This is a genomic window from Sphingomonas lacusdianchii (assembly GCF_022664395.1).
GTDB classification, from domain to species: domain Bacteria; phylum Pseudomonadota; class Alphaproteobacteria; order Sphingomonadales; family Sphingomonadaceae; genus Sphingomonas; species Sphingomonas lacusdianchii.
Window position 1 is genome coordinate 39,943 of the sequence record NZ_JAKRET010000022.1, and the last position, 13,849, is coordinate 53,791.

The following is a 13,849-nucleotide window of genomic DNA, read 5'->3' on the forward strand; positions in this document are numbered from 1 at the left end:
GAACAGAATGAGGGTTCGATGGCGCTTTTTGGATATGCCCGTGTTTCTACGACGGATCAGGATCTCGGCATCCAGGAAGCCGCTTTACGCGCAGCTGGATGTCAGACGATCCGGTCGGAGAAAAAGTCCGGGTCCGGGCGCGAAGCTCGAACCGAATTACAAGTCCTGCTCGATTTTCTGCGCGAGGGCGACACGCTGGTTGTGACGCGGATCGACCGGCTCGCACGGTCGATGAAGGACCTTCAGGACATCGTCCACGAGTTGAAGGGCAGGGGGGTAGCCTTAAAGGCTACAGAGCAGCCGATCGATACCCGCACTGCCGCCGGTAAAGCGTTCCTCGATATGCTCGGCGTCTTTGCCGAGTTCGAGACGAATCTGCGTAAGGAACGGCAGGCGGAGGGGATCGCGGCTGCCAAGGCGCGCGGCGTCTATAAGGGCGGCAAACCGCGTATCGATCCGGAGGCGGTGCGCACGCGCGCGGCGCAGGGGATGCGCCCGGCGCACATCGCCCGCGAACTGGGGATCTCGCGAGGGACGGTTTATCGCTTCCTACCTGCAGCGTCTCTCGGGCCAAACGGTGCCTTGCCATCGGAATCCGCTCTACTGCATAGCGCTGCTACCGATGCCGATCCGTCCTGAGCATGTTTTTCTGTACCCGATCGATTGGCGGCATATTTCCGACTTCGTTCGGTTTGTCCGTGCCAAAGGGTGCTGCGAGCATTGTGGTCGCGGACATCTGAAGCGCGTCTTCCACATGGGTGACGGACGGTGGTGGGATGCGGAACGCGGCTATTGGCGGAACGGGCAGGGCAGGCGGGTTCGTCGCCCGACCAACGATATTCTGCACGTTGGTAAGTGGACATCGGTGGTTCTAGCGTGCGCCCATCTCCATCACGATCCAAGCGACAGTCGCTTCGAAAAGCTGGCTGCGCTTTGCCAGCGATGCCACATGATCCACGATGCCCCCGAGCATCGGCGACGTCGGTGGATGAATGCCCATTTCCGTCGGGCGCTGGGCGACCTGTTCTACGGCCCCTATCCCGAACATGGTGCCGATTGGATTACTCCGACGCCAGCCAGCATGCTCGATGATCCACGGCTACTTTACTTTCAGGTCTGAGCTAAGCGGCGCGTTGCGTTGGAGTTCAGATGGTATGCCGGCAGGTTCGTGCTATTGAGTAAGTAAGCGCTGGGGTCCTGATCATGCCGCTGCGGACTGTTGCCCATTAGCTGGCATGGCAGCAATTTGCAGCTGCTCGGTCGCCTGAACCACGAGATCTGCGTTCGGCAGGTCCCGGTGATCGATCCACCACTTCGCATCGCTTATGCGCAGGCAAAGGCTGCAGTCGGCATCGGTGGTTGTGTGTGGGGTCGCCACCAGCGCGGCCAAACGATTGATGCGAATAGTTTCGGCCCAACTCACCTGCCGCTCACTCCCGGTCAGTGGCGGCAGGACGAGATGCGCTATCGTCGCACTGTCACGTGCCGCAGCCTCGGTTTGTTCGGCTTTCTTGTCAGCGACGAAACAGGCTCGGCATTTGGTTGTCCGCAGCCAGCGTGCCTTGCGCGCGACCTGAGAGTCGAAGCCGTAAATGACATGAACCTGCTTGTGGCCGCAGGCATGAATAATCTGCTGTTCCATGCTTCCGAGGCTGCCGCATCGCCCACCGACTGCCAAATCCTATGAGTCGATACGAATCGTTCCCGCGACGAACGGTTGCGGCCAAGCAAAGTAGGCTCAGGCGCAGGAAGCAGACGTGCGTTCATGGTGGATAGCTGCCTTTCCACTTTCGGGCGTCGATCACGACAAAGCGGACGCTCGTTCAGTCGGGAGGGCATGAGGCGTGAACGGGTCGCCCCTTGAAACGTGAGCGGACTGGTGATGCGCCCTTTTGACACTTTGAAACCGGCACGAACTCGTGCATCAACGGGCAGGGCTACAACCGTCTGGTTTTGACCTCTCGCAAACGCCCTATCTTAAAGCGTGACCGGTTGCCGCTTTGTTCCAGAATGGGTAATAAGCACTCGGACAGATTGGAGCTGGCTCTATGGCGCGGAAGGTCTTTTTCAGCTTTCATTTCGACAATGACTTCTGGCGTACCCAGCAGGTTCGCAACATGAATGCATTGGAGGGCGGTCAAGTATGCACCCCCAACGTTTGGGAGGAGGTCAAACGTAAGGGTAAGACCGCCATCGAAGAATGGATCGACGATAACATGTGGGGCAAGAGCTGCGTTGTCGTGCTGGTCGGATCGCAGACCGCTTCACGGCCCTGGGTGCAACGCGAGATCGTCAAAGGTTGGGATGCCAAGAAGGGAGTGCTCGGCATCCGGATTAACAAGTTGCTAGACACATCCGGCAGCGCCTCAATAGCGGGTGACAACCCATTCGACAGCGTTACCCACGGATCAACAGGCAAGAAGCTGTCTGCATTTGCGCCACTTAAAACCCCGGCTGGAAGTGACAGCAAGGCAGTTTACGCGTCTATACGCGATAACATCGGTGATTGGATTGAGGAGGCAATTCGAGTCCGCAACTTGAATTAGCCAAAAATCATTTGTCTACTATAAATATTTGGTCATATGGCCAAGGCGTACTTTTGAGAGGAGGCTCAGCTTGAATCGCGATACTCTTCGCTTCATTGACGCTTTTTTTTAAAGAAGTGGATGCGGGGGATGCTGCGGTCTTCGCCGGTGCCGGACTCTCCGCAGCCGCCGGCCACGTCGATTGGCGCAACCTTCTGCGCGACGTAGCTGACGAACTCGACCTAGATGTCGACCTCGAGACGGATTTGGTGTCGCTTGCCCAGTTTCACGTTAACCATCACCGCAACAACCGTCACCAGATCAACCAAGCGATAATTGGTGCGCTCTCAGCAGAACGTGAGCCGACGGAGAACCACCGGCTGCTCTCCCGCCTTCCGATCACCACCTGGTGGACGACCAACTACGACCAGCTGATCGAGCGCGCCCTTCGCGATGCGGGCAAGGTCGTGGACGTGAAATCGGATGTCGCGCAGCTCGCCAACACCCGGCCACGACGCGATGCTATCGTTTACAAGATGCATGGTGACATCGACCGCCCGAATGAGGCGGTTGTCACCCGTGACGATTACGAACGCTACTCAACCGACCGCGGCGCATTCGTTACGGCGCTCGCGGGCGACCTCGTTTCTAAGACGTTTCTATTCTTGGGCTTTAGCTTCACCGATCCCAACCTCGACCTGATCCTATCACGCGTCAGGATCAGCTTCACAAACAACCAGCGTCGACATTTTGCCATCTTTAAGGAACGTACACGCAATCCGGACAAGGAAACCGAAGAGCAGTATGCTCACGCCAAGGCGCGCCAGCTTCACGTCGTTGAGGACCTGAAGCGCTTCAACATCCGCGTATTGCTCGTGAAGGAGTACGCCGAGATCACGACGATCCTCCGAGAACTCGAACGCCGCTACCGCCGCCGCACCGTATTCGTGTCCTCCAGCGCGGCCGACTTTGAACCTTGGGGTGAAGAGGCTGTGACCAGCTTCATGCGTGCGCTCGGTAATGCGCTAGTCGCCCGCGACATGCGGGTGGCCACAGGGCTGGGCTTGGGCGTGGGAAACGCGCTGTTTACCGGTGCCGTGGAGCGGGTAGTCGGGGACCGGCGAACGCGAATCGAAGAAACGCTCGTCCTCAGACCCTTCCCGCAAGCAATTCCCGACCCCGTCCAGCGCGAGGCGTTCTGGGCTGCCTATCGTCGCGACCTGATTGGCCAAGCTGGCATTGCTCTATTCCTGTTTGGCAACAAGAAGGCCGGGGACGCCATTGTGGAAGCGAACGGCATGCGGAGCGAGTGGGACATCGCCCGCGAACTCGACGCAATCCTCATCCCAATTGGTGCCACGGGCAGCATGGCGGCCAAGCTGGCTGCCCTCCAGGCGGATGACGGTGCGGCCCGACTACATTTGGACGACGCCGCGCTGGCAAAAATTCAGGAGCTGTCACAGCCGGTTGAGGACTTAAAAGACCTCGTCGAGCCCATTGCCGCCTTAGTTGCGCGCTTGCGCGAGCCGTCGCCAGACGCCGCATAATTCAAAAGTCCGCCATTGTGGTCCGTATACGCGGTGACGTGACCCCGGTCTTTCATCCAGCGGCAACCAGAGACCGACCGGTGTTGTGGCGCATGAGCGCAGGTGAAGCAACGGGCGGGGTCAACCCCGCCCGTTGCTGTTCGAGCCCGGCAGCGAAGGCTGCCGGGGTAGCGTAGCCGAGCGACGAGTGCGGCCGCTCGGTGTTGTAGTCCTCGACCCAGCGGGTAAGAACCGAGCGGGCCTGACCGATGGTGAAGAACAGCGTCTCGTTGAGCAGCTCGTCGCGCATGCGACCGTTGAAGCTCTCGACGAACCCGTTCTGCGTTGGCTTGCCCGGCGCGATGTAATGCCACTCGACGCCTACGTCGCCGGACCAGGCGAGCACCGCGTTCGACGTCAGTTCGGTCCCGTTGTCGCTGACGATCATCGTCGGTTTGCCACGTTCGACGATCAGATCGGCCAGCTCGCGCACGACCCGCCGGCCCGAGATCGACGTGTCCACCACCGCCCGGAGGCATTCGCGCGTCACGTCGTCGACGATGTTGAGCACGCGGAACCGTCGACCGGTAACGAGCTGGTCGTGCACGAAGTCCAGGCTCCAGCGCTGGTTGGGGAGCGCCAGCACCGGCGCGGGTGCCCGCGCGCCAACCGCGCGCCTTCGTCCCTTCCGGCGCCTGACCGTCAGCCCCTCCTCACGGTAGAGCCGCTGGGTCTTCTTGCGGTTGATCGTGATGCCGTCGCGGCGCAGCAGGATGTGCAGCCGTCGATAGCCGAACCGCCGGCGCTGCTGCGCCAGCTCGCATAGCCGCGACCGCAGGTCGCCATCATCTGCCCGGCACGAGCGATACCGCATGCTCGTGCGATCCGCCCCGACGACAGCACACGCCCGCCGCTCGCTCATCCCCAACGTCGCCTGGAGATGCGCGACCGCTTGTCGCTTCGCGGCGGGCGTCACCACTTTTTTGACAGCAGGTCTTTCAACCCCGCGTTGTCCAGCATCGTGTCCGCGAGCAGCCGCTTGAGCCGGGCGTTCTCCTCTTCGAGCGACCTCAGACGCTTTGCGTCGGACACCTCCAGGCCGCCGAACTTCGCCTTCCATGCGTAGTAGGTCGCGCTCGACATGCCGTGCCTGCGGCACAGCTCCGTCACCACCGCACCCGCCTCGGCCTCCTTCAGGATGCCGATGATCTGCTCTTCCGAAAACTGCTTCCGCTTCATTCCGTCCGTCCCTTCAAGGGGACGGTCTCTAGTTCCACCTGGATGAAGAAACGGGGGGCACGTCATCTTCATAGGTGGAATCGGCTCGGCCGCTCAATGGCGTAAGCGACGCTTTCTCATCTGAAGCGCAACGGCAGCTATTCGAAACGGACCTTGTCGCGTTCTGCGTCCTCGTCCGCCCGCTTAGCATCCCGGTCCCAGCGCTCGGCGACGGCGGCCAGCATCGCCTTGGTGCGCGGAAACTTCACGTTCGCTGCAGCCCAGCGGCGATACTGTGCGGCCAGTTCACGCTCCTGAACCCCGCCTTCGAAAAGTGACTTTCTGTAGACGCCTCGCATGTTGAAGCGCTCGATCATTATCGACTGCTCGACATCGTCAGAGCGCAGGCGCTCAATGGCGCTGGCGACCTCGGGCGGCGGCCATGTCCCATCCGCCTCGGCGGCATGAGCGAGCGTGCGGCCGATGTAGCTTGGGACGATCTTCGTGCGCTTCTGCTTGACTGCTTCCTCGTTCATCCCGTCGATCCAGGCGTCGAGTTCAGCCTGATCGATCTTCCCGTTCTTTTGCCCCGGGACGCGCTCGTTGTGGATGAGAATCCTGTGCGAGATGGAGCCGCGGTTGCGCTGCTCCGGCGTCGTCTCCTCTTCGCCGGGATCGACATCGTCGGCGACGAACACGTCCTTCATAATCGATACGAAGAATTCCGGATCGCTGGCCATCCGGTCATAGAGTGCGAGATCTCCGTCCTGATATTCGAGAACCGGGAAGAAGGCATACTCCCAGTGCGCAAGTTCAAGCGGATCGACATCTTCACGGCCCCGGAGGGATTTAAAGAGCTCGCCGAGGAGGTAGCCGTCGATATCGCTGTCCATCTTGCCATCGTTGATCTCGGCGACTCGCCCGCCAAGCATGGCGGTGATGGCCGACCACGAGAGTTCGCGCTCGCGCGGATGGACGATCGAAAGTGCGCTGCCGGCGCGGCCGGCGGCAACGAACCGGTGCACCAGTTCCTCCAGCTCTTCCGCCGAACCCTCGAACCTGAAGGGACGGCGGTTCTGCCAGAAATACTGCTCGGCTTCCCTGCCCAGCGTAGCGATCAGGTCCCAGGTGCGCCGTTCCTCGGGCCAGTCCAGCAGCATCGAAGCGGTGCGCACGGCGTTCCAGCCCGATCGCTCGGCTAGCGAAAGGATCTCCGCATCGTATCCGTCGCCGCGACGGCGCCGAAGCATCCCGGCCACGGCCGTCGACAGATCAGGTGCGGGAGCCTGCGGGTCGCCATCGACCAGAATGCGTTCGAGGATGGACTCATCCTCGATGCCCATGGCGGCCGAGAAGGCCACGCCGCGCGAGAAGCGGACAGCCCCCGCGAGCCGTATGACGGCTTCGGCTCCAGATGTCGCGGCGAGGTTGGCCACCGCGTTGGCGCGTCGCTGCTCGATCGCGCGCTCAGAGGCAGTGATGTCTTCGACGGGGTAGGGGGCCCAATCGTCGAAGAGCGTACGGGCCTGGTCGAACGGGTCCAGGGTGTCCATGGACGTGACGATCTCCTGCAGGCGTCTCAGCTCCTCGTCCGGCAGGACCCAGTCCGCCTGCCTGAAGCGCGCGTGGCGGTCCGCAAGCCGCCAAAGGGCGCGGCGGAGCTCGACGCGCTCCTCGCCGGCGGTGTGCTCGGCGTGTGGGGCAAGCATCGCCAGGAACTGGGCGCGCCGATCGGGCGAGAAACGCGGGAAGGCCTCGGCGACCTCGATCAAGTGTGCGTTGTCGTCGCCGACGAGCGAAAGCGCCCGGTCGGCCATCGCGTTGTAGGTCTCCCCGACGATGCCGTATGTGAGGATCTCCTTGTCGGACGCCCCGGCATCCCGGTAGCGGGGGCGCTGGGTCGGCCCTTTCACGTCCTGGAGCTTTGGAAGCAGCATGGTGACAAGCTGCCATCCGATCTGCGGGTGCTCGGCGATGATCTCGTCGATGACCGCGATGCGTTCCGCCATCGGCGCGTTAGTGCCGGGCGACCAGGCCGTGAACAGGTCGCGCAGGCTTGAGATCGGCCGGTTCCCGGACTTGCCGCCTGGATCCTTGGATGCCAGCTTGGCGAGGAGAAGCGCACTCCGCCTGAAGAAGGCCGGGTCCCATGCCTGGAGCTCGAGTGCCCAGAGCAGGTTTGGGATTTGCGAACGCGCCACGCCGTAGCTGCTGGTTTCCTTGAACAGGAGCGCAGGCGCCTCATCGCCCTCGAGCAGGTGCTCGAGGGCTGAGAGCAAAGGGCGGGGGGCTGCCTCCATCAAATACGTCAGCTGACGCTCGAGGCCCAGAACGACCCGCACGTCGTCGCTAAGCCCAGGAATACTCGCGATGAGGTTGTTCACGAAATCTTCCGGATTTAGGCCGACCTCAAGGCCCACCTCCTCATGCATCGCGGCGATGATGAGCAGCGTCGTGGCAATACCCTCGCGCAGGAGAGAGCTGTATGGCGCTGTCGATCTACCGAAGCGCTCCTCGGCAATGTCCGGGGGTATCTCGGCCGTGAACACCTTGATCGTCGCCTCACCGAGGGCTTCAAGGTGTCGGCGAGTGATGAGGTGCGACAAGTTTACGAAGGCGTCCACCGGCGCCGCCAGTCTCCAGAACCCGCCTCTCAGGTCAATCGGGGTATCTTGGAGAGGAAGATAGCTGCGCAGCGTCTGCTCGTAATCCTCGTAGCTTGAACCACTGAGCTGGGCGATGATCTCGAGATCGCCTGCCTGCTGCGTGCTCCAGGCGCCGGCGAGTAGGGCCGGCACCAACCGCTCTCCTCCCTGCGCCCAGGAAGGCGGGCGGAACCCGGATCGGTGGGCGTGACGATGGAGGATGGTGAGGCTTCGGCCTGACTTCCGCGCGAGCGTCTCGGCCTCCTCCTCGCCGTAGCTCATCGACTTGAGGGCCTCGCTCATCTCCCGGATCGAGGGCCGTTCCAGGCGAGAGTAGCCGGAGCCTGTCGGTCGGTAGTCGAGGGTCGAGACGGTCGGGCCGAAGCTCGCTAGCGATTCCCCAACCTCCTTCACCGTTGGGGAGAGGATGTATCCGTAGCGGTCAGCCTTCGAGAGCAGCCGCCCAGCATCGTCGGTGTCGACGATCAGCGTCCGAGCCTCAATGAACTCCCGGGTGGTTTTGTCCGCCTTCCGGATGGCGGCTACAGCTACGGCGCTCACCTCGTCCGGGCCGTCTCCAACGAACACGAGGGGGCCTCGGGCACTCATCAGGTGATCGACGATCTGCTTAGCCTGGTCGGTGCGGCCGGCGAGCGCGACCTCTTCGGTAAGCTGCTGCCTGTATCGGCTGGAGAACTCGTTCCAGAATTCTTCGGTGCTGCGCGCACCGCGGTTCGGGACCGTGCCGAGGACCAGGCGCGCGTGCTTCGCGCCGACCGCGCCATGTTCCTGCAGCCAAGTGTCGAGCATAGCGCCGTCAATGTAGCGGACGTCGGCGAAATCGCCCTTATCCTTGTATTCTTTGACGAAGTCCGGAAGCTTGAGGTTGGCGTTGTCCCAGTTTCGCGGCGTCGCGAACACGAAGGTCAGATCCCTGCGGACCTCCGCATCGGTGTCTTCCACCCTAGTTTCATAGTCGCTTTTGAATTTCGCGGCCGGCTTGTCGTTCGTCCCGAATTCCCAGATCGACCGGCCCACGGGCGTATATGGTGTTCCCACTGCCATCGTCAGGTCACCGTCATATCCGCGAACCTGTCCGGCCTCGCCTCCGGGAAACCGCATGTGATGTATGTCACCGACGTCGCGGACCGACGCGAGAATGAGGTCGCGGATCATGACGGGGAACTGCTCGCGTGAACCAATACGGTCCGCCCAATTCCGGAGCTCGGCCTGATTAATCCACTGCATAAGGTTTCTCTCGACGGACTTGACTACTTTCTGCCGTCGTCTGGACCTTTAGCCAAGCAACGTCTGCTTGAGCCGTGGCAATGCCGAAAGCCGCCAAGCCCCTCACGGTCCTCACCGGCCGCACTCCGATGATCGGTCGGGGAAACACCGGACGTCGGCTCTTGGCAAGACCTGCCGTTCGAAAATTTAAGTGGGAACGGCAGGGAAGTCTCCAAATCTCGCCGTGTCAGTATCGGAAGCCGCTTAGGCCTCAAAGCCCAATTCAGATTATGAATGAACGTATGGCTCGCCCCGTTTGCAAGTGAGATTTTTGATGAGCTGATTAGTCTGCGCCAACGTATGCGGTCTCGTAGGCAAGCCCACGGCCAAGATGGAAATCCGCGCGTTTGGAGCCTCATAATGGCCACGGCATCGAGTGCCAATTCATTCATCGGGCCTTCCAAACGCCGATCGACTATCAGGCCATCTCCAATCCTTCCTGCAAACCTCGTGGGCTACGCGTGATACCTCACGCTGCCGAACTGTTTATATTGCAACGGGGTAGTTACGCTGAAATGGCATGTCCCTTCGCAGGGCAGCCCACGCGATGCGAGCGAGTTTGTTGGCAAGCGCCACCACGATGGCATTGCGATGCACGTCTCGTTCGATCATCCCCTGTAACCATCGTCCAAGCGGCGTGTCGCCTTTGGACAGGGACGGCAATGCAGCTCTGGCGCCATGGATGAGCAGCGTACGCAAATACGTGTTGCCGCGTTTCGAGATACCCAAGAGGCGCGGCTTGCCGCCCGTTGTGTGTTGGCGAGGGACTAGGCCGAGCCAAGCGCCGAGATCTCGGGCTTTGCTGAAGCTGCTACCATCGCCGACCGCGGCTACCAGCGCGGTTGCATTGAGTACGCCAATGCCTGGAATGGTCGTCAGTCGACGCATCGCAGCGTCGCTGCCCGCCATCTCGACGAACTCCCCATTTAACATCTCGATCTTCGTATCGAGTTGCTTCCATTCCGCACGCATTTCCGCGATCAACCGGCTCATCCGCGAAGATAGGGTGTTGTCACCGTCAGTGAGCAAGTCGTCGATGCCCTGCTCGAGCTTGCGCCGTCCGACCGGAAAGCTCACCCCACGTTCAAACAGAACCGCACGAAGTTGATTTATCAAGTTGGTCCGTTCAGCCACCAGACGGGACCGCGCGCGGTGTAGGGTCTGGATGTCCAACTGATCCTGCGTCTTCAGCTCGACGAAGCGCATCGTCGGTCGAGAGGCCGCTTCAGCAATCCCCTCCGCGTCCCGATCATCGTTCTTCTGCGCCTTCACGTACGGAAGGACATACTCCGGCGACATCAGCCGTACCTCGTGACCGCTTGCAGCAAACAGCCGGCCAAGATGATGCGCTCCGCAGCAGGCTTCCATCCCGATCACGCAGCTCGGAAGCTTTGCCACGTAGTCGATCAGTGTCTGGCGTCGCAGCGACCGGCGCAGGACAACTGTGCCCCGCTCATCGACACCGACCATGCTGCAAGAGGTTTTGCCCAGATCAATTCCAAGGATTGCAATAGACGCGATAGACATCGACTCGCTCCTTCATTTTCAAAGATCCGCATCATATCCGATGCTGGATAAGGGGCGAGCCATCCCATAATGGCAGGAGTTGGGGAGCGGGGATGGCGGTCAGAACGGCCGAGTTTGGGTCAGATTGTCAGCTTTGGGTGACGGCTGCTAGCGCTTGTCGGAGTGCTGTCAAACGTAATGCATCGGCTTGATCTGCTCTCCGCTGACGTTTTCTTCAGAGCGCATCTGGCATGTCGATCACGCCGTCAGTGCTGCTGACTTGTTCGATTTCGTTCAGTGATCGCTGCCGTTTGGCTGCCGACGGGCAGGCAAACGGGGCAGAATCTCGCCTTGAAACTTGCCAGTGCCTTTGCTTTGACAACGCTCATAGGGTCTCCCCCGACTTCCTTTGCGGTTGGGCTCGCAGACTCAAACGGCTAGTGTGCGGCGAACGATTCAGGACACCCCCTTCGGCATGAGCGAACCAGTCACAGACCTCGACACCTTTAAGACCTTCCTCCGCGATCGCACGAGGGAGACTTGGGATGAGCGGCAATCTCCCTATTACCTGAGCTACGTCGCGACCGACTTGAAGAAGCTCGGCGTCGACTACAGGGAGTTCGTCGGCCCTCTGAAGCTCAGCCAATGGGCCGCTTCTAGCGAGGTTCCAGACACGGTGCTCGTATCGCATCCGACCCAGCGCGCGCGCATTGGCTTCGTGCCCTCCGACTCCGGTTTTGAGTTCGATACGGCCGAGGCGGCGTCGGAAGGCGAAAGCCGGCCGAAGGGACTCAACGTGCGGACGCGCTCGTTGGTCCAGTTCGTCCAAACCCTGGCTGACCTTCCTGAGGACGCCGTTGCCGACCTCAGCGTTCCCGCGAAGACACTGATCGCCCTGCTGCAACGCTGATGCCCCTGCTTGTTGTGTTCGTCACCGGGAGCGGGGACGTCATCGATGTCGTCAACGAGCGTCGCTCCTCGCTCGTGCCGGTAGACCTTCGCGACAACGCCTTCGCGGCTCTTGGCGGCGAGGAGGTTTCCGTGTCGGGTTTCAGGGTCGAGCTTGGGTGCACTCATCAGACATTCTTGGACCATCTCCAGAGCCTAGACCTGGGGCGCGCGTCAGGAGTCGTGATCCTTACGGACGATGCCCTCGCTGGGCTTGTCGCGCTTCTCGGCGACGTGTTCAGCGTCAACAGGTTCGCGTCTCCCGGCTACGGTCAGAAGGTCGTAAATCTTTTGCAGGCCGTCCTGTCGAAGGCGCTGAGAACGTTTAGGGTCTACAAGAACCGGTTTGACGACCTGAAGTATCAGCAGGTGTTGCGCCTGCCGCTACGGAACTTCGACGCGCCCGAGATCAGCGAACTGCAGACTGCGTGCCGCGACATGATGAACCGAGCGAATTTCGGTCAGGAGTTTGAGGCGGTGCTCAAGCGGCTGCGTGGGCGTCAGCGCCCGAAGAAGGCGCAGTCCGCCCCCGCCACCTATCTCGTCGACGACGCGGCGAAGCACTTCACGCTAGGACACGAGCTCCATGCGCAGGCCGAGACGGCCATGCCGCCGCACAACGAGCTCTGCATCCTGGGAAACGCGTTCCGATTTGGGAGAGCGTTCGACGGCAGGCGTCACTTCAACGTCAGCCGCGACGGCGGTGGATCGATGGTTGGGCAGTACCCCGACTGCCATGGGACGGTGCGGGGTCATCCGACCGCGTCGCACGTCAACATGTTCACGAACGACTACTTTTAGATCACGTGCACAGGGAAGTAGCGATGTAGCTCCCTGGTGCCGGTCTAACGAGTATCTTTCACCGAAAGCGGTCTGGGTTGAGCATGAGGTGAACCTCCCTATTTCGACCCATCCGTACGATCGCTCGGTGCTTCCAGGCTCAAGGCTCTCGAAGCACATGAAGAATCGGTAGACGGGTTGCAGTTATGGCAGAGACGAGGAAAAGTCAAGATTTCTGGTCCCGAGAGCACCTAAAAGTACCCCTTTTGCCTCCTCCGAGCCCAGCGACCGCTTTGAATCTGGCCTGCCGGCCGCAGCGCTCCTCAGCGACACGCGTTTGAGATCGTGTCCGGGATCACATCCTTCGTGAGGACCGCGCGGTCGGACCCGATGTGCTGTGATCGGGCGCTGAGCTCGACAATGTGAGACTTGATCGGTCACAAAGAACGCCGGTTCCAGTGGCTCACCTTCGGTAGCTAGGAGCCGCTAACGGCAATGCGGCGCCTCCAACTTCTTGTCCTGCGTATCACCCAAATGTGCCGCCGGCCGACCGCTTCTGCTCAGCCATGCGAAAGGTCTGCTTAAGCTGAACGAGTGACTGAAGTTGGAACAGCCATGCGGCACATCGAACGACTGAAATTGGGTCGGCTCAGACCTCAGTGCGTTCGGCCAGTTTTAGGGCGTCCTCCACGTCGACGCCCAAGTAGCGGACCGTACTGCCGATCTTGGCATGGCCTAGAAGGATTTGAACGGCGCGGAGATTACCCGTGGCCTTGTAGATAATCGATTCTTTCGTGAGCCGGAGCGAGTGCGTCCCGTAATCCTGAGCCGGAAGGCCGATGCCGACCACCCACCCATGAACGAGGCGGGCATACTGCTGCGTGCTCATGTGGGCCATGTAGTCGTTTCGGCTCAGGAAGCCGAAGTCGTTCAGCGTCCCGCGACGTCGCTCCAACCATGCTCGCATCGTTTATCGTGCCGTATCCATCAGCTCGAACTGGACCGGCCGTTTGGTCTTCTGCTGAACCACAACGGCGCGGTCACGGACGCGTCTGCCGGAAACTACATCGCCGATCCTCACCTTGACCACATCACAGTCGCGCAGTTTGCTACCGATGGCGAAGTCGAACAACGCTCGGTCACGCAGTCGTCTATGCTGGTCGAGCCAGAAGCAAATAGCCCAGACCTGTTGCTGTTTCAGCGCCCGCTTCGCACCGATAAGCCGGCCCTCGTTCTAGGGTCGAAGTTCGTGAAAGGCGGGGTCCAACGACGAGTGCCCCATCGATCTGAACTGATGGGGTGGATGCCCCCTTCGAGCGGCGTCGTATGATGCCGGACCGGCACCGGGAGGTGCCAAGCGAAGGAGGAGCAGATGACCGACGTCCACATCCTCGCCATCGACCTGGCGAAGCGC

10 protein-coding genes and 1 pseudogene are annotated in these 13,849 nt (G+C 61.0%); 6 read left to right on the forward strand and 5 right to left on the reverse strand.

Features of this window, described 5'->3' with window-relative positions; translation table 11 throughout:
- The first annotated feature begins 18 nt into the window (after positions 1-18).
- Positions 19-639, forward strand: a complete 621-nt coding sequence (locus MF607_RS19915; protein ID WP_082450963.1) for a recombinase family protein — start codon at positions 19-21, stop codon at positions 637-639.
- A 310-nt stretch (positions 640-949) separates the two neighbouring features.
- The gene (locus tag MF607_RS19920; protein WP_242121907.1) at positions 950-1,120 is read left to right on the forward strand and encodes a hypothetical protein; all 171 of its coding nucleotides are present in this window, start codon (positions 950-952) and stop codon (positions 1,118-1,120) included.
- An 81-nt stretch (positions 1,121-1,201) separates the two neighbouring features.
- Here the strand turns inward: MF607_RS19920 and MF607_RS19925 are convergent, their stop codons facing one another.
- A complete protein-coding gene (locus MF607_RS19925; RefSeq protein ID WP_242121908.1) occupies positions 1,202-1,642 on the reverse strand; it encodes a hypothetical protein in 441 nt (146 codons plus the stop codon).
- Positions 1,643-2,048: 406 nt separating this feature from the next.
- Between MF607_RS19925 and MF607_RS19930 the strand changes: the two genes are divergently transcribed.
- Positions 2,049-2,546 carry a TIR domain-containing protein gene (locus tag MF607_RS19930; protein ID WP_242121909.1) on the forward strand — a complete coding sequence of 166 codons (498 nt, stop codon included), beginning with the start codon at positions 2,049-2,051 and terminating at the stop codon, positions 2,544-2,546.
- Between the two features lie 95 nt (positions 2,547-2,641).
- On the forward strand, positions 2,642-4,072 hold the full coding sequence (locus tag MF607_RS19935) for an SIR2 family protein (RefSeq protein ID WP_242121910.1): 1,431 nt from the start codon (positions 2,642-2,644) through the stop codon (positions 4,070-4,072).
- 52 nt (positions 4,073-4,124) lie between these two features.
- On the opposite strand, the gene MF607_RS19940 is transcribed toward MF607_RS19935, so the two are convergent.
- The 3 genes from MF607_RS19940 to MF607_RS19950 all read right to left on the reverse strand — a co-directional run bounded on the left by MF607_RS19940 (position 4,125) and on the right by MF607_RS19950 (position 10,707).
- A protein-coding gene (locus MF607_RS19940; protein WP_431311980.1) for an IS3 family transposase occupies positions 4,125-5,290 on the reverse strand; the annotation gives its coding sequence in 2 pieces (ribosomal slippage) (positions 4,125-5,029 and positions 5,029-5,290; 1,167 coding nt in all).
- 137 nt (positions 5,291-5,427) lie between these two features.
- On the reverse strand, positions 5,428-9,162 hold the full coding sequence (locus tag MF607_RS19945; RefSeq protein ID WP_242121912.1) for a hypothetical protein: 3,735 nt from the start codon (positions 9,160-9,162) through the stop codon (positions 5,428-5,430).
- Between the two features lie 525 nt (positions 9,163-9,687).
- The gene (locus tag MF607_RS19950; protein ID WP_242121916.1) at positions 9,688-10,707 is read right to left on the reverse strand and encodes an IS110 family RNA-guided transposase; all 1,020 of its coding nucleotides are present in this window, start codon (positions 10,705-10,707) and stop codon (positions 9,688-9,690) included.
- A 475-nt stretch (positions 10,708-11,182) separates the two neighbouring features.
- Here MF607_RS19950 and MF607_RS19955 point away from each other — a divergent pair, with 475 nt between their 5' ends.
- Together MF607_RS19955 and MF607_RS19960 are read left to right on the forward strand one after the other, a co-directional pair.
- Complete coding sequence (locus tag MF607_RS19955; protein WP_242121913.1) at positions 11,183-11,617, forward strand: hypothetical protein; 435 nt, start codon at positions 11,183-11,185, stop codon at positions 11,615-11,617.
- A complete protein-coding gene (locus tag MF607_RS19960) occupies positions 11,617-12,456 on the forward strand; it encodes a hypothetical protein (protein ID WP_242121914.1) in 840 nt (279 codons plus the stop codon). The genes MF607_RS19955 and MF607_RS19960 overlap by 1 nt, the downstream gene beginning before the upstream one ends.
- A 628-nt stretch (positions 12,457-13,084) precedes the next feature.
- Here the strand turns inward: MF607_RS19960 and MF607_RS19965 are convergent.
- Positions 13,085-13,654, reverse strand: a pseudogene (locus MF607_RS19965) (tyrosine-type recombinase/integrase).
- Positions 13,655-13,849: the final 195 nt, after the last annotated feature.

What these genes read in the sequence shown, in the direction of transcription:
- MF607_RS19955 (WP_242121913.1), top strand. Translation starts at nt 11,183, where the DNA reads ATGAGCGAACCAGTCACAGACCTCGACACCTTTAAGACCTTCCTCCGC.
- MF607_RS19930 (WP_242121909.1), top strand. Translation starts at nt 2,049, where the DNA reads ATGGCGCGGAAGGTCTTTTTCAGCTTTCATTTCGACAATGACTTCTGG.
- MF607_RS19960 (WP_242121914.1), top strand. Translation starts at nt 11,617, where the DNA reads ATGCCCCTGCTTGTTGTGTTCGTCACCGGGAGCGGGGACGTCATCGAT.
- MF607_RS19945 (WP_242121912.1), bottom strand. Translation starts at nt 9,162, where the DNA reads ATGCAGTGGATTAATCAGGCCGAGCTCCGGAATTGGGCGGACCGTATT.
- MF607_RS19915 (WP_082450963.1), top strand. Translation starts at nt 19, where the DNA reads ATGGCGCTTTTTGGATATGCCCGTGTTTCTACGACGGATCAGGATCTC.
- MF607_RS19925 (WP_242121908.1), bottom strand. Translation starts at nt 1,642, where the DNA reads ATGGAACAGCAGATTATTCATGCCTGCGGCCACAAGCAGGTTCATGTC.
- MF607_RS19920 (WP_242121907.1), top strand. Translation starts at nt 950, where the DNA reads ATGATCCACGATGCCCCCGAGCATCGGCGACGTCGGTGGATGAATGCC.